Annotated in this window: 22 protein-coding genes and 2 other annotated features; all 22 genes read left to right on the top strand. The window is 36.8% G+C overall.

Annotated features, from left to right (window positions below; translation table 11 throughout):
- The first annotated feature begins 15 nt into the window (after positions 1-15).
- The 22 genes from ispD to fusA all read left to right on the top strand — a co-directional run bounded on the left by ispD (position 16) and on the right by fusA (position 22898).
- Positions 16-702, top strand: a complete 687-nt coding sequence (ispD, locus tag V5E38_RS20635) for an IspD/TarI family cytidylyltransferase (protein WP_499211315.1) — start codon at positions 16-18, stop codon at positions 700-702.
- Positions 703-713: 11 nt separating this feature from the next.
- A complete protein-coding gene (gene ispF, locus V5E38_RS20630) occupies positions 714-1193 on the top strand; it encodes a 2-C-methyl-D-erythritol 2,4-cyclodiphosphate synthase (RefSeq protein ID WP_056467343.1) in 480 nt (159 codons plus the stop codon).
- A 42-nt stretch (positions 1194-1235) separates the two neighbouring features.
- Complete coding sequence (gene gltX, locus V5E38_RS20625) at positions 1236-2696, top strand: glutamate--tRNA ligase (RefSeq protein ID WP_499211314.1); 1461 nt, start codon at positions 1236-1238, stop codon at positions 2694-2696.
- Between the two features lie 42 nt (positions 2697-2738).
- Positions 2739-2958, top strand: a binding site (T-box leader).
- A gap of 82 nt (positions 2959-3040) precedes the next feature.
- Complete coding sequence (gene cysE / locus V5E38_RS20620; RefSeq protein WP_097978211.1) at positions 3041-3679, top strand: serine O-acetyltransferase; 639 nt, start codon at positions 3041-3043, stop codon at positions 3677-3679.
- 4 nt (positions 3680-3683) lie between these two features.
- Positions 3684-5084, top strand: a complete 1401-nt coding sequence (cysS, locus tag V5E38_RS20615; RefSeq protein WP_499211313.1) for a cysteine--tRNA ligase — start codon at positions 3684-3686, stop codon at positions 5082-5084.
- A 4-nt stretch (positions 5085-5088) separates the two neighbouring features.
- Complete coding sequence (locus V5E38_RS20610) at positions 5089-5505, top strand: Mini-ribonuclease 3 (RefSeq protein WP_499211312.1); 417 nt, start codon at positions 5089-5091, stop codon at positions 5503-5505.
- Position 5506: 1 nt separating this feature from the next.
- Positions 5507-6250 (top strand): 23S rRNA (guanosine(2251)-2'-O)-methyltransferase RlmB, encoded by a 744-nt coding sequence (gene rlmB / locus V5E38_RS20605; RefSeq protein ID WP_097978208.1) that lies wholly within the window; start codon positions 5507-5509, stop codon positions 6248-6250.
- A 34-nt stretch (positions 6251-6284) separates the two neighbouring features.
- Positions 6285-6764 (top strand): NYN domain-containing protein, encoded by a 480-nt coding sequence (locus tag V5E38_RS20600; RefSeq protein WP_387332445.1) that lies wholly within the window; start codon positions 6285-6287, stop codon positions 6762-6764.
- A gap of 65 nt (positions 6765-6829) precedes the next feature.
- Positions 6830-7480 (top strand): RNA polymerase sporulation sigma factor SigH, encoded by a 651-nt coding sequence (gene sigH / locus V5E38_RS20595; protein ID WP_056467364.1) that lies wholly within the window; start codon positions 6830-6832, stop codon positions 7478-7480.
- Positions 7481-7614: 134 nt separating this feature from the next.
- Entirely contained in the window at positions 7615-7761 is a 147-nt protein-coding gene (rpmG, locus tag V5E38_RS20590) for a 50S ribosomal protein L33 (protein ID WP_082459366.1), read from the top strand.
- A 127-nt stretch (positions 7762-7888) separates the two neighbouring features.
- Complete coding sequence (gene secE, locus V5E38_RS20585) at positions 7889-8071, top strand: preprotein translocase subunit SecE (protein ID WP_056467367.1); 183 nt, start codon at positions 7889-7891, stop codon at positions 8069-8071.
- A gap of 114 nt (positions 8072-8185) precedes the next feature.
- Positions 8186-8719, top strand: a complete 534-nt coding sequence (nusG, locus tag V5E38_RS20580; RefSeq protein WP_097978206.1) for a transcription termination/antitermination protein NusG — start codon at positions 8186-8188, stop codon at positions 8717-8719.
- Positions 8720-8888: 169 nt separating this feature from the next.
- On the top strand, positions 8889-9314 hold the full coding sequence (gene rplK / locus V5E38_RS20575; RefSeq protein ID WP_056467373.1) for a 50S ribosomal protein L11: 426 nt from the start codon (positions 8889-8891) through the stop codon (positions 9312-9314).
- A gap of 115 nt (positions 9315-9429) precedes the next feature.
- Positions 9430-10119, top strand: coding sequence for a 50S ribosomal protein L1 (rplA, locus tag V5E38_RS20570; RefSeq protein ID WP_056467376.1), 690 nt, complete (start codon positions 9430-9432; stop codon positions 10117-10119).
- A 54-nt stretch (positions 10120-10173) separates the two neighbouring features.
- Positions 10174-10310, top strand: a sequence feature (ribosomal protein L10 leader region).
- A gap of 43 nt (positions 10311-10353) precedes the next feature.
- The gene (gene rplJ, locus V5E38_RS20565) at positions 10354-10854 is read left to right on the top strand and encodes a 50S ribosomal protein L10 (RefSeq protein ID WP_069033603.1); all 501 of its coding nucleotides are present in this window, start codon (positions 10354-10356) and stop codon (positions 10852-10854) included.
- A gap of 56 nt (positions 10855-10910) precedes the next feature.
- Positions 10911-11270 (top strand): 50S ribosomal protein L7/L12, encoded by a 360-nt coding sequence (gene rplL, locus V5E38_RS20560; protein ID WP_097978205.1) that lies wholly within the window; start codon positions 10911-10913, stop codon positions 11268-11270.
- Positions 11271-11381: 111 nt separating this feature from the next.
- A complete protein-coding gene (locus V5E38_RS20555; protein WP_499211311.1) occupies positions 11382-11981 on the top strand; it encodes a class I SAM-dependent methyltransferase in 600 nt (199 codons plus the stop codon).
- A 244-nt stretch (positions 11982-12225) separates the two neighbouring features.
- Entirely contained in the window at positions 12226-15756 is a 3531-nt protein-coding gene (gene rpoB / locus V5E38_RS20550; protein ID WP_335448720.1) for a DNA-directed RNA polymerase subunit beta, read from the top strand.
- A gap of 46 nt (positions 15757-15802) precedes the next feature.
- On the top strand, positions 15803-19411 hold the full coding sequence (gene rpoC / locus V5E38_RS20545; RefSeq protein WP_097978202.1) for a DNA-directed RNA polymerase subunit beta': 3609 nt from the start codon (positions 15803-15805) through the stop codon (positions 19409-19411).
- Positions 19412-19658: 247 nt separating this feature from the next.
- Entirely contained in the window at positions 19659-20081 is a 423-nt protein-coding gene (gene rpsL, locus V5E38_RS20540; protein ID WP_056467392.1) for a 30S ribosomal protein S12, read from the top strand.
- Between the two features lie 32 nt (positions 20082-20113).
- Complete coding sequence (rpsG, locus tag V5E38_RS20535) at positions 20114-20584, top strand: 30S ribosomal protein S7 (protein ID WP_056467395.1); 471 nt, start codon at positions 20114-20116, stop codon at positions 20582-20584.
- A 235-nt stretch (positions 20585-20819) separates the two neighbouring features.
- The gene (fusA, locus tag V5E38_RS20530; protein ID WP_069033608.1) at positions 20820-22898 is read left to right on the top strand and encodes an elongation factor G; all 2079 of its coding nucleotides are present in this window, start codon (positions 20820-20822) and stop codon (positions 22896-22898) included.
- Positions 22899-22990 lie beyond the last annotated feature (92 nt).

The raw sequence follows: 22990 nt of genomic DNA, 5'->3' as shown, positions 1-22990 counted from the left end.
AGGGGTATACGTAAAATGCAATATAAGGTCATCATTCCAGCAGCGGGATCTGGTTCTCGAATGGGTGCAGGCTATAATAAATTATTTCTAAAAATAATTAGCTCGCCAATTATTGAATTAACATTAAAAGTATTTGGCGAAGATCATCGTTGCAATGAGATTATCTTACCGATTAAGGAATCTGAAAAACAGTTCTTTGAAACTTTAAATTTGCCAAGCTTTATTCAAAATAAAATAACCTATGTAAAAGGTGGAGCAGAAAGGCAAGAAAGTGTTTATAATGGTTTAGTTTCAATTAAGGATACTGAAAGTTTTATTTTAGTACACGATGGGGCGAGACCTTTTGTAACAAATGCAGTGATTGAACGGATTCTTGAAAAGATGAATGAACATGAGGCAGTCATCTGTGCTGTTCCAATGAAAGATACAATAAAGAAAGTTATTGATCAAGAAGTCGTTGAAACAATCGATCGTTCTACACTTTGGGGAGTACAGACTCCCCAAGCTTTTACATACAAATGTTTAATAGAAGCGCATCAAAAAGCAAACGAAAATGGTTATTTAGGAACTGATGATGCTAGCTTAGTTGAATGGAACGGAAGTAAAGTTTTTGTAGTAAATGGAGACTATAACAATATTAAAGTAACAACTAAAGAAGATTTGTTTTTTGCTGAAACAATCTATGAACAATATAGAGGTTAGAAGGTGTTTACATGTTTAGAATTGGACAAGGGTTCGATGTTCACGCTTTTGCAGAAAATCGCCCGTTAATTATTGGTGGAATTGAAATCCCATACGAATTAGGTTTATTAGGTCATTCTGATGCCGATGTTCTTCTTCATACAATATCGGATGCATTACTAGGGGCTATAGGTGAAGGGGATATAGGTAGACATTTCCCGGATACGGATCCAGCTTTTAAAGATGCTGATTCAGCAAAACTACTTCAACACGTATTTCATATTGTTAAGGATAAAGGCTATGAGTTAGTTAACGCGGATTGTACGATTATTGCTCAAGCGCCTAAAATGGCACCATATATCCAATTAATGAGAGAACGAATTGCAGAACTGCTTGAAACGACATCTGATTGTATTAATGTTAAAGCAACAACAACTGAAAAATTAGGTTTTACAGGAAGAAAAGAAGGAATTGCATCCCAAGCGGTTGTATTGTTACAAAAGAAGGCTTAAACTAATAAAGTATATTAATTATTCAGTGGAGAGTGTCTATAAATGTCAAATAGAGTAAGAGTTCGTTATGCACCTAGTCCGACAGGTCATTTACATATTGGAAATGCACGTACAGCATTATACGTATATTTATTTGCTAAGCATTTTAACGGTGATATGGTATTACGTATTGAAGATACTGATATCGAACGTAATGTTGAAGGTGGCGAAGAAAGCCAAGCGAAATATTTACACTGGTTAGGTATTGATTGGGATGAGGGTCCTGATAAAGGTGGCGAGTACGGTCCTTATCGTCAGCTAGAAAGACTAGACTTATACAAACAACATGCTAATGAATTAATTGAGAATGGGCATGCATACAAGTGCTATTGTACAGAGGAAGAGCTTGCAGCGGAACGTGAAGCACAATTAGCGGCTGGTTATCCAACTACACGTTATAGCGGAAAATGCCGTCATTTAACAGCTGAAGAAAGAGCTGTAAAAGAAGCAGCGGGTGCAGAGCACACTATTCGTTTTGCAGTACCAGCAAACGATACGTATGAGTGGGAAGATATCGTTCGTGGAAATATTAAATTTGAATCAAAAGATATCGGTGACTGGGTTCTTGTTAAAAAGAACGGAATCGCTACTTACAACTACGCGGTAGTAGTTGACGATGCATTAATGAAGATTAGTCACGTTCTACGCGGTGAAGAGCATATTTCGAATACTCCTAAACAAATAATGGTATATCGTGCATTAAATTGGGATGCTCCAGATTTTGGTCATATGGCAGTAATTGTAAACGAAAACCGTAAAAAGCTTTCTAAACGTGACGAATCTGTATTACAATTTATTGAACAATATCAAAATCTTGGTTACTTACCAGAAGCGTTATTTAACTTTATTGCTCTTCTTGGTTGGTCACCAGTTGGTGAAGAAGAAATTTTCAGCAAAGATGAATTTATTAAGATTTTCGATCCTAGCCGTTTAAGTTCAGCTCCTGCTATGTTTGATAAGCAAAAATTAACTTGGATTAACAACCGATATATTAAAGAGCAACCATTAGAAAAAGTGGTAGAAATTTCATTACCACATCTAATTAAAGCTGGTTTTGTAAATGAAGAACGCACTGCAGATGAAAATCTATGGGTTACAAATCTAGTAGCTTTATATCAAGATCAAATGAGCTTTGGTGCTGAAATTGTAGAATTATCAAGCTTATTCTTCAAAGAAGTATTAACATTCGGTGAAGAAGAGCAAGCTGTTATTTCTGAAGAGCAAGTGAAGGAAGTACTTTCAGCATTAGTTGAAGAACTTAAAGCTTCTGAAGAATTTACAGTTGATTCAATTAAAGCTGCAATGAAATCAGTTCAAAAGTTAACTGGCCAAAAAGGCAAAAAGTTATTTATGCCAATTCGTGTTGCAACAACTGGTCAATGTCATGGTCCTGAATTACCAGCAGCGATGACTTTATTAGGAAAAGAAAAAGTTATTGCTCGTTTACAAAAAATAATTGGTTAACATTTTGATTAATTTGTAATATATATAAGTAATATTCATATAGGTAAAATGTTGATAGGGAAAAGTAAATGGTTACTCGTTACCCAGAGAGAATCACATTGGTGAAAGTGATTTTAACAGTAGTCATGGAAGTGCCCCCTTGAGTCCTTAGCCGAAAAATACGTTTGAGTAGGCTAGGGCGGTGGAAACCGTTACATTACATGAGTTGAGATAAATTTATTTTATCTAAACAGAGTGGAACCGCGCATAAAGCGTCTCTGTGTATTTTATGTACACTGGGACGCTTTTTATTTTTTATAGAGAAAAAATAAAATTATTAATAAATTCTTTAAGGGGAAATGAAGATGCTAAAGTACATGAAGGAAGATGTAGCGACGATATTTGAACGCGATCCAGCCGCTACTAGCTATTTAGAAGTTATTCTTACGTATGCTGGTTTACATGCATTATGGCTTTATCGATTTGCTCATTATTTCTATCGGAAAAAATGGCACTTTATTGCAAGAAGTATTTCACAGTTTGCTCGTTTTTTAACAGGAATCGAGATTCACCCAGGGGCGAAAATTGGTAGACGATTTTTTATCGATCATGGAGCAGGAGTTGTAATTGGAGAAACATGTGAAATAGGTGATGATGTTACGATTTATCAAGGAGTAACATTAGGTGGAACCGGTAAGGAAAAAGGTAAGCGACATCCAACTTTATTGAGTGGGGTACTAGTAGCTACGGGAGCAAAAGTTCTAGGATCAATCACAATCGGAGAAAATGCAAAAATCGGTGCAAATTCAGTTGTACTAAAGGATGTTCCAAATAATACTACGGTTGTTGGTATACCTGGTAAGATAGTTGTTCAAGATGGAATTAGAGTAAATAATCAATTTGATCACTGTGATCTACCTGACCCAGTAGCAGATCGATTACTACAACTAGAAGCGGAATTAGAAGAGCTAAGAAGTTTAATGAGAATATCTGAAAGGAAGTAAAACGATGGCAATTCAAATTTATAATACATTAACAAGAAATAAAGAAGATTTTAAGCCGATAGAAGAAGGTAAGGTCAAAATGTATGTATGTGGACCTACTGTATATAACTATATTCACATTGGTAATGCAAGACCTGCTATTGTTTTTGATACAGTAAGACGCTATTTTGAATATCGTGGATACGAAGTAAACTATGTATCAAATTTCACTGATGTTGATGATAAGTTAATTAAAGCAGCAAATGAATTAGGTTCAGATGTCCCAACTATAGCAGATCGTTTTATTAATGCATATTTTGAAGATGTTCAAGAACTAGGTTGCAAAACAGCAACGAATCATCCTCGTGTAATGGATAATATGGATATTATTATTGAGTTTATCGATGAGCTAGTAAAAAAAGGTTATGCATATGAATCCGAAGGTGATGTTTACTTCAAAACAAAGGAATTTGATGGTTACGGTAAACTTTCACACCAATCAATTGAAGACCTTCGAATTGGTGAAAGAATTGAAGTAGGCGAAAAGAAAGAAGATCCATTAGATTTTGCACTATGGAAAGCAGCTAAACCAGGTGAAATATTCTGGGTAAGTCCATGGGGGAAAGGTAGACCAGGATGGCATATTGAATGCTCAGCAATGGCAAAGAAATATCTTGGAGAAACAATTGATATTCATGCAGGCGGTCAAGACTTATCATTCCCACATCATGAGAATGAGATCGCTCAGTCAGAAGCATTAAGTGGGAAAACTTTTTCGAACTATTGGATGCACAATGGATACATCAATATTGACAATGAAAAAATGTCTAAGTCATTAGGTAACTTTGTATTAGTACATGACATTATTAAAATCGTTGATCCTATGCTATTACGTTTCTTCATGTTATCTGTGCATTATCGTCACCCAATTAACTATAGCGAAGAACTTTTACAAGAAGCAAGAAATGGTTATGAACGTATTAAAACGGCTTATCAAAATAGTAAGCATCGTTTAGAAAGCAGTACTAATTTAACTGAAGATGACAATAAGTGGTTGAAAGAAATAGAAGATGAAAAAGCCGTCTTCACAAAAGTAATGGATGATGACTTTAATACAGCTAATGCGATTTCTGTTTTATATCAATTAGCTAAATTGGCAAATCAATATTTACTAGAGACACATACTTCTACGAATGTATTAAATCAATTAGTTGCAACATTTGATGAATTATCAAATGTACTAGGCATTACACTAGTCAAAGAAGAAGCAATGTTAGATGATGAAATCGAAGCATTAATTCAAAAACGTACAGACGCACGTAAAAATCGTGATTTTGCATTAGCGGACCAAATTCGTGACCAATTAAAAGAAATGAATATAATCATTGAAGATACTCCGCAAGGTATTCGCTGGAAAAGAGGATAACTTCATGATTGAAAGTAACCAAAATATTGATGCTAAACAACTAAACAGTTTAGCACTTGCTTATATAGGTGATGCTGTATATGAAATTTATATACGTCATCACCTCCTTGAAAAAGGAACAGTAAGACCTAATCAACTTCACCGTGCAGCAACAAGATTTGTTTCTGCGAAAGGACAAGCTAAAGTAATTAGAGAAATGCTTTTTACTGAGATATTGTCAGATGAAGAAGTTGCAGTTGTTAAAAGGGGCCGGAATGCAAAGTCAGGAACTGTACCAAAAAATACGGATGTACAAACATATCGATACGCAACCGCAATGGAAGCGTTAATTGGGTACCATTATTTATTAAAAAATGAAGATAGACTCAATACAATTGTACAATTTGCGATTCAATTTATTGAGAATGATAAAGGAGCATAATATGTCAGAAGAATTTATTATTGGACGTAATCCAGTTATGGAAGCAATACGTTCAGGTCGTGATATAAATAAAATTTGGGTTAGCGAAGGAGCAAATAAAGGTCAAATCCATAAACTTTTAGAATTAGCTAACCAAAACAAAGTGATCGTTCAAACAGCACCAAACAAGAAATTAGATGGAATGGTTAAAGGTAACCACCAAGGGGTAGTAGCGCAAGTAGCTGCATATGAATATGTGGAAATTGATGATTTGTTTGAAGTGGCTAGTAGTCGAAATGAACAACCGTTCTTCTTAATTCTTGATGAAATTGAAGACCCTCATAATTTAGGCTCGATTATGAGAACTGCAGATGCAGTTGGTGCTCATGGAATCATTATTCCAAAGAGAAGAGCGGTAGGTTTAACTTCAGCGGTTGCTAAGGCCTCTACTGGAGCAATTGAATACATTCCAGTAGCAAGAGTAACGAACTTAGCAAGAACTATAGATGAATTAAAAGAAAGAGGAGTTTGGATTTTTGGTACAGATGCAAAAGGTGCTGATGACTATCGAAACATGGATGGCCAAATTTCTCTTGGGTTAATTATTGGTAGCGAAGGTAAAGGCATGAGCAGGATCTTAAAGGAAAAATGTGATTTCCTAATTAAGTTACCAATGGTCGGTAAAGTTACATCTTTAAATGCGTCTGTTGCGGCTAGTCTATTAATGTATGAAATACATCGTAAGAGACACCCGCTTGGATCATAAAAAGAAAGAGATTCTTATTGTAGATGGTTATAACATGATTGGAGCTTGGCCGAATCTTAGAAAACTTCGAGAAATTGACTTTGATAAATCACGTGATTATCTAATTACTCAACTTGCTGAGTATAAGGCATACACAGGGATGTATATAATTGTTGTATTTGATGCTCATTTTGTAAATGGAATCGAAAAGGTCGACAAGAATTCCAAGGTCGAAGTAATTTTTACTCGGAAAAACCAAACGGCTGATGAAAAAATTGAAAAACTTGCAATTGAGCTTCGTCATGTTAACCATCATATTTATGTTGCGACATCTGACTTTACTGAGCAATGGCAAATATTTGGACAAGGTGCACTTCGTATACCTGCAATGGAACTTTATCGATCGGTTACTCAAAATAAAAAAATGATAAGTAGTCGAATTAGTGAAATACCTGATCAAAGACTGACGATTAGTAAGACTTTAAATTCGAAACAAACAGAAATTTTAGAAAAATGGCGAAGAGGGGAACGATGACTTATTGTTTCCTTCTTCTTTGTGCTGTATAATTTAATTAAATTGTTTGGTCGGAGGTGCTAATTTTGAACGTTGAACAGGAATTGAAGCTAATGATAGAGTATGGCCCTTTAGAAGATGAAGTAATTCTCGAGTATGTTCGAGAAGGTGATCAAGAGGCACTAACATTTTTAATTCAAAAGTACCGAAATTTCGTTAAAGCAAAATCTAGGTCTTATTTCCTAATAGGAGCTGACCGTGAAGACATCATTCAAGAAGGTATGATTGGATTATACAAAGCAATTCGTGATTACAAAGAAGACAAACTATCTTCATTCAAGGCGTTTGCAGAATTATGCATTACAAGACAAATTATTACAGCAATTAAAACAGCAACTAGGCAAAAGCACATCCCATTAAATTCATATGTTTCATTGGACAAGCCTATTTATGATGAGGAATCTGATCGTACATTACTGGATGTTTTAACAGAAACAAAAAACATGGATCCAGAGGAACTTGTTATCAATCAAGAAGAAAATGTGGACATAGAGCTTAAAATGTCTGAATTATTAAGCGATTTAGAAAGAAAAGTATTATCACTCTATTTAGATGGTCGATCTTACCAAGAAATATCAGAAGAGTTAAACAGACATGTAAAATCAATTGATAATGCTTTACAGAGAGTGAAAAGAAAGCTTGAAAGATATATGGAAATCAGAGAACTATCAGTTTAATTAGATCAAATAAATTCCTTTGTAATTCATAATAATATATAGGAATACAAGGGTTTAGAAATGAATTTGACAGTTTATATTTCACATGGTACATTCTAGATGGATAATTATAGATGAATTAGGTTGGTGTCACCATGAGAAAAAAAGTTGTCCTGTCGTGCGCTAATTGCAATAATAGAAATTACTCCACAATGAAGAATTCCTCTTCTGTAGAACGTTTGGAGATGAAAAAGTTTTGTAAAACATGCAATGAGCATACAACACATAAAGAAACAAAATAAATGAAGTAAGATAAATGATAATTGCGAATGTCCTTATTCTATTTATAAACTAAAGATCATGCACTAATTTTTGGACAAGGCGGACGTTTCGTAAATCTCTAAACTAGTATATATGGGGGTTGCATCTGTGGGTCGTATCGGTAAGTTTTTTCGCGAAGTAAAAAGTGAAATGAAAAAAGTTTCATGGCCTAAACGTAAAGAATTAGTTAATTCAACAGTTACAGTATTAGCTACAGTTTTGTTCTTTGTAGTATTCTTCGCTGTAATTGACACAGGACTTTCTAAACTAATTCGACTTATTCTTGAATAAGTTAAAACTAATTGTGCTATAATGAGTGATAATGTTTAAAAAAAAGCCCGGTGACGGGTTTTTTAATTTGCAAAGAAAGTTGACCGGGGAGGGAAGGACAAGTAGTCCTCTAACATGGAAAAAAGATGGTATGTAGTTCATACTTACTCAGGATATGAGAATAAAGTAAAAGCGAATTTAGAAAAACGTGTAGAAACAATGGGAATGCAGGATAAAATTTTCCGTGTAATAGTTCCAGAAGAATCAGAAGTAGAAATGAAGAACGGTAAAGAAAAAGTAACGAAACGTAAAGTGTTTCCTGGTTATGTGTTAGTTGAACTAGTGATGACTGACGATTCTTGGTATGTAGTTCGAAATACACCGGGAGTAACTGGTTTCGTTGGCTCGGCAGGATCTGGTTCAAAACCAACCCCACTTTTAGAAGAAGAAATTACTCATATTCTAAAACATATGGGTCTAGATGAACAAACAATTGATTTTGATTTAGATGTAAATGAAGTTGTTCGATTAAAAGAAGGTCCATTTGCGAATTATACTGGATCAATTAAAGAAATTGACTTCGAAAAGAAAAAAGTGACTGTGTTAGTAGAATTCTTTAATAAAGAAACACCGGTAGAACTGGATTTACATCTTATTGAAAAATTATAATACAAGACCTTGCATTTTTATTTTGAAAATGTTAGACTTTTAAAGGTCAATATGCATCGAAAAGATGGTATTAACTTCTGTATAAGAATATGCATGTAAATGCAAAACGATATGAGTGGGAGGGTGTAAAAACCCGTTACCACATCACGGACTTAAGGAGGTGTGTCTCGTGGCTAAAAAAGTAATTAAAATGGTAAAATTGCAAATTCCTGCAGGGAAAGCAAACCCAGCACCACCAGTTGGTCCTGCACTAGGACAAGCAGGTGTTAACATCATGGGATTCTGTAAAGAGTTCAACGCTCGTACAGCTGACCAAGCTGGTCTAATTATTCCTGTTGAAATCACTGTATTCGAAGATCGTTCGTTTACATTTATTACGAAAACTCCTCCTGCTGCAGTACTTCTTAAAGTAGCGGCTGGTATTGAGTCTGGTTCTGGTGAACCAAATCGTAAAAAAGTAGCAACAGTTAAACGCGATAAAGTGCGTGAGATTGCTGAACAAAAAATGCCTGACTTAAATGCTGCTTCTGTTGAAGCTGCTATGCGTATGGTAGAAGGTACTGCACGTAGTATGGGTATCGTTATTGAAGACTAATCCCATCTTCAATAAGGTGTGATTGAGGAGGTTGCGAACATCATTTGATGTGTTTTATCGCAACCTTTATTCGTGGGAGGAAAATCCGTTAAAACCACATTAGGAGGAATAAAACATGGCTAACAAAGGTAAAAAATACCAAGAAGCTATTAAATTAGTAGATCGTACAGCTGTTTACGCAGTAAATGAAGCTGTTGAACTTGTTAAAAAGACTACAACTGTTAACTTTGATGCAACAGTTGAAGTAGCATTCCGTTTAGGAGTAGATCCAAAGAAAGCTGACCAACAAATTCGTGGTGCAGTAGTTCTTCCACACGGTACTGGTAAAGTACAACGTGTATTAGTATTCGCTAAAGGTGAAAAAGCTAAAGAAGCTGAAGCTGCTGGTGCTGATTTCGTAGGCGATGCTGACATGATTAACAAAATCCAACAAGGTTGGTTCGATTTTGATGTAGTAGTAGCAACTCCAGACATGATGGCTGAAGTTGGTAAATTAGGACGTGTATTAGGACCTAAAGGTTTAATGCCAAACCCGAAAACAGGTACAGTTACATTTGACGTAACTAAAGCTGTTAACGAAATCAAAGCTGGTAAAGTTGAATACCGTGTTGATAAAGCTGGTAACATTCACGTACCAATCGGTAAAGTATCTTTCGAAAACGAAAAGTTAGTAGAAAACTTTACAACAATCTTTGAAACTATGGTTAAAGTTAAACCTGCTGCTGCTAAAGGAACATACATGAAGAACGTAGCAATCACTTCAACTATGGGCCCTGGTATCAAAGTAGATCCAGCTAGTTTCTAAGATAAAAAACAAAGTTGACAATTCGACAAGAACTCTCTATAATGGAGATTGTCTTGCTAATTAAATAGACTACCGTAGACAGTAGGTGCTTATGCTTAATATCCTACCGAGGTGTATAACTGATAAATTCGTGCATATACAACCTCCATGTCTTTTTTTAAAAAAGTTCGTGGAGGTTTTGCTATGGTTACACTTTTGCGGTATACACACAAAAATCCACAGGAGGTGTAATAAATGAGCGCAGTATTAGAAGCTAAAAAACAAGTTGTATCTGAAGTAGCTGCTAAATTACGTGATAGTAAATCAACAATTGTTGTTGACTACCGTGGTTTAAATGTTGCTGAAGTAACTGAATTACGTAAGCAATTACGTGAAGCTGGCGTTGAGTTCAAAGTTTACAAAAACACTTTAACTCGTCGTGCTGCTGAAGAGGCTGGCTTAGCTGGTTTAAACGAATCATTAACTGGTCCAAACGCAATCGCGTTTAGTACGGAGGATGTAATTGCTCCTGCTAAAGTAATCAACGATTTCGCTAAAAAACACGAAGCTTTAGAAATTAAAGCTGGTGTAATCGAAGGAAACGTTGCTACTGTTGAAGAAGTTAAAGCTCTTGCTGAACTTCCATCTCGCGAAGGTTTACTTTCTATGTTGCTTAGCGTGCTACAAGCACCAATCCGCAACTTCGCTCTTGCAACTAAAGCAGTTGCAGAACAAAAAGAAGAACAAGGCGCTTAATGCCAAGATCGCTTAAAATATATAATTTAAAGGTATAAACAAGGAGGAAATTAACAATGACTAAAGAACAAATCATTGAAGCAGTTAAAAACATGACTGTATTAGAATTAAATGACTTAGTAAAAGCAATCGAAGAAGAGTTCGGCGTAACTGCTGCTGCTCCTATGGTAATGGCTGGTGGAGCTGTTGAAGCTGCTGCTGAGCAAACTGAATTTGATTTAGTATTAGCTAGCCCTGGCGACCAAAAAATCAAAGTAATCAAAGTTGTTCGTGAATTAACTGGTTTAGGATTAAAAGAAGCTAAAGAATTAGTTGACAACACTCCTAAAGCAATTAAAGAAGGAATCAGCAAAGAAGAAGCTGAAGAAATGAAAGCTAAACTTGAAGAAGTTGGCGCTAACGTAGAAGTTAAGTAATTTCTAAAAGTTTTTAGAAAAGCTCGCATTTATGCGAGCTTTTTTTGTACATATGGGATTACTTTTGGAAAGACTGTTGATAAGTATATATATATGGAAGAAGGATTTTAAATGGCAGATCATTATTTTACAAATCAACCGAATAGTAAAACTGATAAAAAGGTATTTTCATTTACTCTGAGAGGGAATGATTTGAAGTTCCAATCTGATTCAGGTGTTTTTTCTAGGAATGAAGTTGATTTTGGATCCCGTGTTTTAATTAACACGTTCACATTTCCAAAAGTTGAAGGTAATATTTTAGACGTTGGATGTGGATACGGTCCAATAGGATTATCAATCGCAAAAGATGATTCTAGTCGAACGGTGGAAATGGTTGATGTGAATTTAAGAGCGATCGAATTAGCAAAAGAAAATGCAGATGTAAATAAAATAGATAATGTGAAAATCTATGAAAGTAGCATCTATGAAAATGTTACTGGTGAATATGCTGCTATTTTAACAAATCCGCCAATTCGTGCCGGGAAAAGTGTTGTTCATGAGATTTTAAAAAGTGCCTATGATAAACTACTCCCTGGTGGAGAGCTTTGGGTAGTTATAAAAAAGAAGCAAGGAGCGCCATCTGCTCTTGATTTATTAAAAGAAACTTTCGACGAGGTTGAGGTAGTAAAAAAAGATAAAGGGTATTATATCATAAAAAGTAAAAAAGATTGACTGTAATTTTTGCTTGTGATAGTATTATTAAATGCCAATATATATTTATTTTCAAAAATGATTTTTTGAAAGTGGGTATATTTCTATATTCTTTGGAAATGATAGTAAAATGACTGTCGTTGAGTTTAATAAATGGTTTTCATTTTGAAACCATTTTATTTTTTGTTTAACAAGTAAGGGATGTTTTCTGCTTATTTGTTACTATTTTTTTGTTTTAAATACTCTTATTTAAGGGGTGAATATGTTGACAGGTCAACTAGTTCAATATGGACGACACCGCCAACGCAGAAGTTATGCTCGTATCAGTGAAGTTTTAGAGTTACCTAACTTAATTGAAATTCAAACAGCATCTTACCAATGGTTCTTAGATGAAGGTTTGAGAGAAATGTTCCAAGACATTTCACCAATTGAGGATTTCACAGGTAATCTATCATTAGAGTTCATTGATTACAGTTTAGGTGAGCCGAAGTATGTTGTAGAAGAATCGAAAGAGCGTGACGTAAACTACGCTGCTCCACTTCGAGTGAAAGTTCGCCTATTAAATAAGGAAACTGGCGAAGTTAAGGAGCAAGACGTTTTCATGGGGGATTTCCCGCTGATGACGGACACGGGCACATTCATTATTAATGGTGCTGAACGTGTAATCGTTTCACAATTAGTACGTTCTCCAAGTGTGTACTATAGTGGAAAGATCGACAAAAATGGTAAAAAAGGTTATACGGCTACAGTTATTCCGAACCGCGGTGCTTGGCTAGAGTACGAAACGGACGCGAAGGATGTAGTTTATGTACGTATTGACCGTACAAGAAAATTACCTGTAACGGTACTACTACGTTCGCTTGGGTTTGGTACAGACCAAGAGATTCTAGACTTATTAGGCGAAAATGAATACCTACGTAATACTCTTGAAAAAGATAACACAGATAGCACTGAAAAAGCGCTTCTTGAAATCTATGAAAGATTACGTCCAGGTGAACCACCTACAGTAGAAAACGCTAAAAACCTATTAATTACTCGCTTCTTTGATCCGAAGCGTTATGACTTAGCTAGCGTTGGACGCTACAAAATAAATAAAAAATTACACATTAAAAATAGACTATTTAACCAACGTATTGCAGAAACATTAGTGGATCCAGAAACTGGTGAAATTATTGTAGAAAAAGGGACAACTCTTGATCGCCGTACGTTAGACCGTATTATTCCATTCTTAGAAAAGAATATCGGTGAAAAAGTTGCTCACCCTGCTGCTGGCGTATTAGAAGATGAGATTACTTTACAATCTATTAAAATTTACGCTCCTGTAGAAGATGGTGAACAAGTTATTCAAGTTATTGGAAATGCAAATGTAAGCAAAAGTGTGAAAAATATTTCACCTGCGGACATTATCTCTTCAATTTCTTACTTCTTTAACCTGCTACATAACGTAGGTGACACTGACGATATTGACCATTTAGGAAATCGTCGTTTACGTTCAGTTGGTGAATTACTTCAAAACCAATTCCGTATCGGTCTATCTCGTATGGAACGTGTAGTACGTGAACGTATGTCAATTCAAGATACAAACGCAGTTACTCCACAGGCATTAATTAATATTCGCCCTGTAATTGCTTCAATTAAAGAATTCTTTGGTAGTTCACAGTTATCTCAATTCATGGACCAAACAAATCCACTTGCTGAATTAACTCATAAACGAAGACTATCAGCACTTGGACCAGGTGGTTTAACACGTGAACGTGCAGGGTTTGAAGTACGTGACGTTCATTACTCTCACTATGGTCGTATGTGTCCGATTGAAACGCCTGAGGGACCAAACATCGGATTAATTAACTCACTTTCTTCTTATGCAAAAGTAAATCAATTTGGTTTCATTGAAACTCCGTATCGTCGTGTAGACCCTGAAACAGGTCGTCTAACAGATAAAATTGACTATTTAACTGCTGATGAAGAAGATTTATACGTAGTTGCCCAAGCGAATGCTCGTTTAGGCGAAGATGGTAGTTTCTTAGATGAAGATGTAGTTGCTCGTTTCCGTGGAGACAACACTGTTGTTAAACGTGAACGTATTGACTACATGGATGTATCTCCTAAACAAGTAGTATCAGCTGCGACAGCATGTATTCCTTTCTTAGAGAATGATGACTCGAACCGTGCCCTAATGGGAGCGAACATGCAACGTCAAGCAGTACCATTATTAAACCCTGAATCTCCAATCGTAGGTACAGGTATGGAATACGTTTCAGCAAAAGACTCAGGTGCTGCAGTAATTTGTAAACACCCAGGTATCGTTGAACGTGTTGAAGCGAAAGAAGTTTGGGTACGTCGCTACTTAGAAGTAGATGGACAAAAAGTTAAAGGTGACCTTGATAAATATCGTATGTTAAAATTCGTGCGTTCTAACCAAGGTACTTGTTATAACCAACGCCCAATCGTAAGTGTTGGTGACGAAGTAGTAAGAGGCGAAATTCTTGCAGATGGACCTTCAATGGAAAAAGGTGAATTAGCTCTAGGACGTAACGTATTAGTAGCGTTCATGACATGGGATGGTTACAACTACGAGGATGCGATCATTATGAGTCGTCGTCTAGTTAAAGAAGATGTTTACACTTCAGTTCATATTGAAGAATATGAATCAGAAGCTCGTGATACAAAATTAGGACCTGAAGAAATCACTCGTGATATTCCAAACGTTGGTGAAGATGCACTTAAAAATCTTGATGAGCGTGGAATTATCCGAATTGGTGCAGAAGTAAAAGATGGAGATTTACTAGTAGGTAAAGTAACGCCTAAAGGGGTTACTGAATTAACTGCTGAAGAACGTCTATTACACGCAATCTTCGGTGAAAAAGCTCGTGAAGTTCGTGATACATCATTACGTGTTCCACACGGTGGAGGCGGGATTATCCTTGATGTGAAAGTATTCACTCGTGAAAACGGTGATGAATTACCACCAGGAGTAAACCAACTTGTTCGTGTTTATATCGTTCAGAAACGTAAAATCTCTGAAGGGGATAAAATGGCTGGACGACATGGTAATAAAGGGGTTATCTCTCGTATTTTACCAGAAGAAGATATGCCATTCTTACCTGATGGAACGCCAGTTGATATCATGTTAAATCCATTAGGGGTACCTTCTCGTATGAACATCGGTCAGGTATTAGAGCTACACTTAGGTATGGCTGCAAGATATCTTGGTATTCATGTTGCTTCTCCAGTATTTGACGGAGCGCGTGAGGAAGATGTTTGGGGAACTATTGAAGAAGCTGGTATGGCACGTGATGCAAAAACTGTACTATATGATGGACGTAGTGGTGAGCCTTTCGATAACCGTGTTTCTGTAGGTGTCATGTATATGATCAAACTTGCACACATGGTTGACGATAAGTTACATGCTCGTTCAACAGGACCATACTCACTTGTTACGCAACAACCACTTGGTGGTAAAGCACAATTTGGTGGACAGCGTTTTGGTGAGATGGAGGTTTGGGCACTTGAAGCATACGGTGCTGCTTATACATTACAAGAGATCTTAACAGTTAAATCTGATGACGTTGTTGGCCGTGTGAAAACATATGAAGCAATCGTTAAAGGTGAAAATGTACCAGAACCAGGTGTTCCAGAATCATTCAAAGTATTGATTAAAGAATTACAATCTCTAGGTATGGATGTTAAAATGATGTCTGCTACAGATCAAGAAATCGAAATGCGTGATACTGAAGATGATGATGATCAAGCTTCAGAACATTTAGCGATGGATATGGAATACGTAAAAGAATAAGTATTATATAGGGTAAAACCTTAGGACAGAAAGGGAGGTAGGCCCCTTGATAGATGTAAATAATTTCGAGTATATGAAGATCGGACTTGCATCGCCTGACAAAATTCGCTCGTGGTCATACGGGGAAATTAAAAAACCTGAAACAATTAACTACCGTACATTAAAACCTGAAAAAGATGGTCTTTTCTGTGAACGCATTTTCGGTCCTACGAAAGATTGGGAATGTCATTGCGGAAAGTATAAACGTGTACGTTATAAAGGTGTAGTTTGTGATCGTTGTGGAGTTGAAGTAACTCGTGCAAAAGTACGTCGTGAGCGTATGGGTCACATCGAATTAGCTGCACCAGTATCACATATTTGGTATTTCAAAGGTATTCCAAGCCGAATGGGACTTGTTTTAGACATGTCCCCTCGTGCTCTGGAAGAAGTAATCTACTTTGCTTCTTACGTAGTAACAGAAGCTGGAGATACTCCTTTAGAAAAGAAACAATTGCTTTCTGAGAAAGAGTTCCGTGCTTATCGTGAGCGTTACGGTCAAACTTTCCAAGCATCTATGGGTGCTGAAGCAATTAAAAAATTATTAAGCGATATTAATCTTGAAAAAGATGTTGATTCATTAAAAGAAGAGTTAAAAACTGCTCAAGGTCAACGTCGTACAAGAGCAATTAAACGTTTAGAAGTTTTAGAAGCATTCCGTAACTCTGGTAATGAGCCTTCTTGGATGATTTTAGATGTGCTACCAGTAATCCCACCTGAATTACGACCAATGGTTCAATTAGATGGTGGACGTTTTGCAACTTCAGATTTAAACGATTTATATCGTCGTGTAATTAACCGTAACAACCGTTTAAAACGTTTATTAGACCTTGGTGCACCAAGCATCATCGTACAAAACGAAAAACGTATGCTTCAAGAAGCAGTTGATGCGTTAATTGACAATGGTCGTCGTGGTCGTCCAGTTACTGGACCAGGTAACCGTCCATTAAAATCTCTTTCTCACATGCTTAAAGGTAAGCAAGGACGTTTCCGTCAAAACTTACTTGGTAAACGTGTTGACTACTCTGGACGTTCGGTTATCGTTGTAGGACCTAACTTACAAATGTATCAATGTGGATTACCAAAAGAAATGGCAATTGAATTATTCAAGCCTTTCGTGATGAAAGAATTAGTAGAGCGTGGCTTAGCACATAACATTAAGTCTGCAAAGCGTAAAATTGAGCGTTTACACCCTGAGATTTGGGATGTATTAGAATCAGTTATTCGTGAGCACCCGGTGTTACTAAACCGTGCCCCAACTCTACACAGACTTGGTATCCAAGCGTTCGAACCTACATTAGTAGAAGGCCGTGCAATCCGTCTACATCCACTTGTATGTACTGCATACAATGCCGATTTTGATGGTGACCAAATGGCTGTTCACGTACCGTTATCAAGTGAAGCACAAGCGGAAGCTCGTATTTTAATGCTTGCAGCACAAAACATCCTGAACCCGAAAGATGGTAAACCAGTAGTTACACCATCTCAAGATATGGTATTAGGTAACTATTACTTAACTCTTGAGCGTGCAGGCGCTGTCGGTGAAGGTATGGTATTTAAAGATATCAATGAGGCGTTAATTGCATACCAAAATGGTTATGTACATTTACATTCTCGTGTTGCTGTTGCAGCAAATTCATTAAATAACGAAACATTTACTGAGGAACAAAAAAATTCATTATTAATCACAACGGTTGGTAAGTTAATCTTCAATGAAATCTTACCTACGTCGTTCCCTTATATTAATGAACCTACTCAGAGTAACCTTGAGAAAGAAACTCCTCAGATGTATTTTGTAGCTAAAGGTTCGAATATTAAAGAAATTATTGAAAGTAGAGAAGAAATTGCTCCTTTCAAAAAGAAAATACTTGGAAATATCATTGCTGAAGTATTTAAACGTTTCAAAATTACTGAAACGTCAAAAATGCTAGACCGCATGAAGGATCTTGGGTTTAGACACTCTACTAAAGCTGGTATTACAGTTGGTGTATCCGATATCATCGTATTACCAGAGAAGCAGTTAATTATTGCTGAAGCTCAAGAAAAAGTAGATAAAGTTTTAAAACAATTCCGCCGTGGTTTAATCACAGAAGATGAGCGTTACGATCGTGTAATCGCAATTTGGAGTGATGCGAAAGATGTTATTCAAGGAAAACTGATGGCTTCCCTAAATAAACGCAACCCAATCTTTATGATGAGTGACTCTGGTGCCCGTGGTAACGCATCAAACTTTACTCAGCTTGCTGGTATGCGTGGTCTGATGGCCAACCCGGCTGGTCGTATTATTGAGTTACCAATCAAATCTTCATTCCGTGAAGGTCTAACGGTACTTGAATACTTCATCTCTACACACGGTGCACGTAAAGGTCTTGCCGATACAGCACTAAAAACAGCCGATTCAGGTTACTTAACTCGTCGTCTAGTTGACGTTGCACAAGATGTAATCGTTCGTCAAGATGATTGTGGTACTGACCGTGGATTACACGTTAAAGCAATTAAAGAAGGTAACGAAATTATTGAGGGATTATACGATCGTTTAGTTGGTCGTCATTTACGTTCAACTATACGCCACCCAGAAACAGGTGTATTACTTGCTCAAGAGAACGATTTAATTACAGAAGACTTAGCTCGTGAAATTATCGATGCTGGTATTGAAGAAGTTAATATCCGTTCTGCGTTCACATGTAATACTAACCATGGAGTATGTAAAAAATGTTATGGCCGTAACTTAGCTACAGGTGCTGAGGTTGAAGTTGGTGAGGCAGTAGGTATTATTGCTGCACAATCAATCGGTGAACCAGGTACACAGTTAACGATGCGTACATTCCATACAGGTGGGGTAGCAGGAGACGATATTACTCAAGGTTTACCTCGTATTCAAGAGCTATTTGAAGCACGTAATCCTAAAGGTCAAGCGGTTATTTCTGAAATTGATGGTATTATTTCAATTTCTACTGACGCTAAAGATAAACAAGAAATTATTGTTCAAGGCTCAGTAGAATCAAGAAACTACCCAGTTCCTTATGGCGCTAGACTAAAAGTTCAAGAAGGTGAAGCGATTGAACGCGGTCAAGTAATGACTGAAGGTTCAATTGATCCTAAAGAACTTCTAAAAGTAAAAGGTACAAATGCTGTTCAAGAATACTTATTACGTGAAGTTCAAAAAGTATACCGTATGCAAGGGGTAGAAATTGGTGACAAGCACGTAGAGGTAATGGTACGTCAAATGCTGAAGAAAGTTCGTGTAATGGATGCAGGTGAGACTACTTTACTACCTGGTACATTATTAGAACTACACCAGTTTACTGAAGCGAATAAAGAAGCTTTATTTGCAGGTAAACAACCAGCTACTGCGCGCCCATTATTACTAGGTATTACAAAAGCATCATTAGAAACAGACTCATTCCTTTCTGCTGCATCATTCCAAGAAACAACGCGTGTATTGACAGACGCTGCGATTAAAGGAAAACGTGATGAGTTGCTAGGATTAAAAGAGAATGTTATTATAGGTAAGTTGGTTCCAGCTGGTACTGGTATGAACAGATACCGTAAAGTAGATCTTGTAAAGGATTTAACTGAATCAGTTGAAATGAATGAAGAAGTATTAGTTGAAAAATAATCTTAAAATATTTTAAAACTTGAGTTGACATCATTTGATGAAAAATGATAAGATATTCAAGGTTGCTCCTAGACAATAGCACTGCTAATCTAAGCAGGTTAGATCCGGGGCTAATTTAGGAATATACAAGTTTAAAACTGTTTTTGTGAGAAGGAGGGCTTCTTCCTTCTTGCAAAAACTTTGTTTTCAACTAATAATGAACCACCTGGATGTGTGGTCTTATAAATATTTGAAGGGAGGAAAACTCATGCCTACTATTAACCAGTTAGTGCGTAATGGACGTACTTCTAAAGTATGGAAATCAAAATCACCAGCATTAAATAAAGGTTTCAACTCATTAAAGAAAAAATCAACTGATTTATCAGCTCCACAAAAACGTGGTGTTTGTACTCGTGTTGGTACAATGACTCCAAAGAAACCGAACTCAGCATTACGTAAATATGCTCGTGTACGTTTAACTAACCAAATCGAGGTAACTGCTTATATCCCAGGTATCGGACACAACTTACAAGAGCACAGTGTTGTTCTTATCCGTGGTGGACGTGTAAAAGATTTACCGGGGGTACGTTACCATATCGTTCGTGGTGCATTAGATACTGCAGGTGTTGACAAGCGTATGCAAGGTCGTTCTAAATATGGAACTAAGAGACCAAAAGCAGCTAAGAAGTAATAAATAACAACTAGCCGAAAGGAGGAAATAACATGCCACGTAAAGGTCCTGTTGCAAAAAGAGATGTATTGCCAGATCCACTTTATAATTCAAAATTAGTTTCTCGTTTAATCAACAAAATGATGATTGACGGAAAAAGAGGAAAGTCTCAAGCTATCTTATACGGAGCATTTGAATTAATCCAAGAACGTTCTGGTAAAGAACCAATGGAAGTATTCGAAGCAGCTCTTAAAAATATCATGCCAGTTCTAGAAGTTAGAGCTCGTCGTGTTGGTGGTTCAAACTACCAAGTACCAGTTGAGGTTCGCCCTGAGCGCCGTACAACTTTAGGTCTTCGCTGGTTAGTTAACTATGCTCGTCTTCGTGGAGAAAAAACGATGGAAGAGCGTTTAGCTAATGAAATTCTTGATGCAGCAAACAACTCAGGTTCTGCAGTTAAGAAACGTGAAGATACACACAAAATGGCAGAAGCGAACAAAGCGTTTGCTCACTACCGTTGGTAAGATTAAAAGCAATTTAGTTATTTCTGCACATAATGAATGTTGGTTAAGTCGTTCACCTATTTCTAATTTAGCTTGCTAGATTAAATAGGTGAACGTCGGATTACATAATTTAGGATGACATAATAGTTCCTTGCTTGTAGTGCTTGCTTAACTTAATAACATGAAGTATGTATAGGAATAACTTTTTCTTGTACTAAAAAATCCTAACTAATACTGGAAGGGAGAAAGAACCCTGATGACTAGAGAGTTCTCCTTAAATAACACTCGTAATATCGGGATCATGGCTCACATTGATGCTGGTAAAACAACAACAACAGAGCGTATCCTTTATTACACAGGTCGTATTCACAAAATTGGTGAAACTCATGAAGGAGCTTCACAAATGGACTGGATGGAGCAAGAGCAAGAGCGTGGTATCACTATCACATCTGCTGCTACAACAGCTCAGTGGAATAACCACCGTGTAAATATCATTGATACTCCAGGTCACGTAGACTTCACTGTAGAAGTTGAACGTTCTCTACGTGTACTTGATGGCGCAGTAGCAGTACTTGATGCTCAATCAGGTGTTGAGCCTCAAACTGAAACAGTTTGGCGCCAAGCAACTACTTACGGAGTTCCACGTGTAGTATTCGTTAACAAAATGGATAAAATCGGCGCGGATTTCTTATACTCTGTAGGTACGTTACATGACCGTTTACAAGCAAACGCACACCCAATCCAATTAGCGATGGGTGCTGAAGATAACTTCTGGGGTATTGTTGACCTAGTTGAAATGAAAGCTATTAAGTACAATAATGACTTAGGAACTGACATTGAAACGATCGAAATTCCAGAAGAATATCAAGAACTAGCTGAAGAGTACCGTGGTCGTTTAATCGAAGCGGTAGCTGAGTTAGATGAAGAATTAATGATGAAATACCTTGAAGGTGAAGAAATCACAATTCCTGAATTAAAAGCTGCTATTCGTACAGCTACATGTTCAGTACAATTCTACCCAGTAGTATGTGGTTCTGCTTTCAAAAACAAAGGTGTTCAATTAATGCTTGATGCAGTAATTGATTACCTACCATCTCCATTAGATGTACCAGCTATCAAAGGAACATTACCTGATACTGATGAAGAGAAAATCGTTCCATCAAGTGATGAAGAGCCTTTCGCTGCATTAGCATTCAAAATCATGACTGATCCTTATGTTGGTAAATTAACGTTCTTCCGAGTATACTCAGGTACGTTAGAATCTGGTTCATACGTTCAAAACTCTACAAAAGGTAAGCGTGAGCGTGTAGGTCGTATCCTACAAATGCATGCTAACTCTCGTCAAGAGATTTCGAAAGTATACGCTGGAGATATCGCTGCTGCTGTAGGTCTTAAAGACACTACAACTGGTGATACTTTATGTGATGAAAAGAATTTAGTAATTCTTGAGTCTATGGAATTCCCTGATCCAGTTATCTCAATTGCGATTGAGCCAAAATCTAAAGCTGACCAAGATAAAATGGGTCAAGCATTAGTGAAATTAACTGAAGAAGATCCAACTTTCCGTGCACATACTGACCAAGAAACTGGTCAAGTAATCATCGCTGGTATGGGTGAGCTTCACCTTGATATCATCGTTGACCGTATGCGTCGTGAATTTAAAGTAGAAGCTAACGTTGGTGCTCCTCAAGTAGCATACCGTGAAACTTTCCGTTCTTCTGCGCAAGTAGAAGGTAAATTCGTTCGTCAATCAGGTGGACGTGGACAATTCGGACACGTTTGGATTGAATTCTCACCAAACGAAGAAGGAAAAGGCTTCGAATTTGAAAACGCAATCGTTGGTGGTGTTGTTCCTCGTGAATACATCCCAGCTGTAGCTGCAGGTCTTGAAGATTCTCTTAAAAATGGTGTATTAGCTGGTTTCCCACTAATCGACATTAAAGCGAAATTATTCGATGGATCTTACCATGATGTTGACTCGAATGAGATGGCGTTTAAAGTAGCTGCTTCATTAGCTCTTAAAAACGCTGTTAAGAAATGTAACCCAGTTCTACTTGAACCATTAATGAAAGTAGAAGTTGTTATCCCTGAGGAATACTTAGGAGATATCATGGGTGATATCACATCTCGTCGTGGACGCGTTGAAGGTATGGAAGCACGCGGTAACGCTCAAGTTGTTCGTGCTATGGTACCACTTTCAGAAATGTTTGGTTATGCAACTTCATTACGTTCTAACACTCAAGGTCGTGGAACGTTCTCAATGGTATTTGACCATTACGAAGATGTACCAAAATCAATTTCTGAAGAAATTATCAAAAAATATAAAGGTGAGTAATTGATTATTTAGTTCTCATCATGTATAACTATTTATGTTAGATGTTAGCTATAAGGGGTAAAAGTTGCCCTTTATAGCATAATCATATAAAC

The sequence above is a fragment of the Rossellomorea sp. GAMAL-10_SWC genome (assembly GCF_049568075.1).
In the GTDB taxonomy this organism is placed as follows: Bacteria; Bacillota; Bacilli; order Bacillales; family Bacillaceae_G; genus Gottfriedia.
Note: the sequence above shows the minus strand (reverse complement) of the source record. Positions and strands in the feature narration are given on the sequence as shown.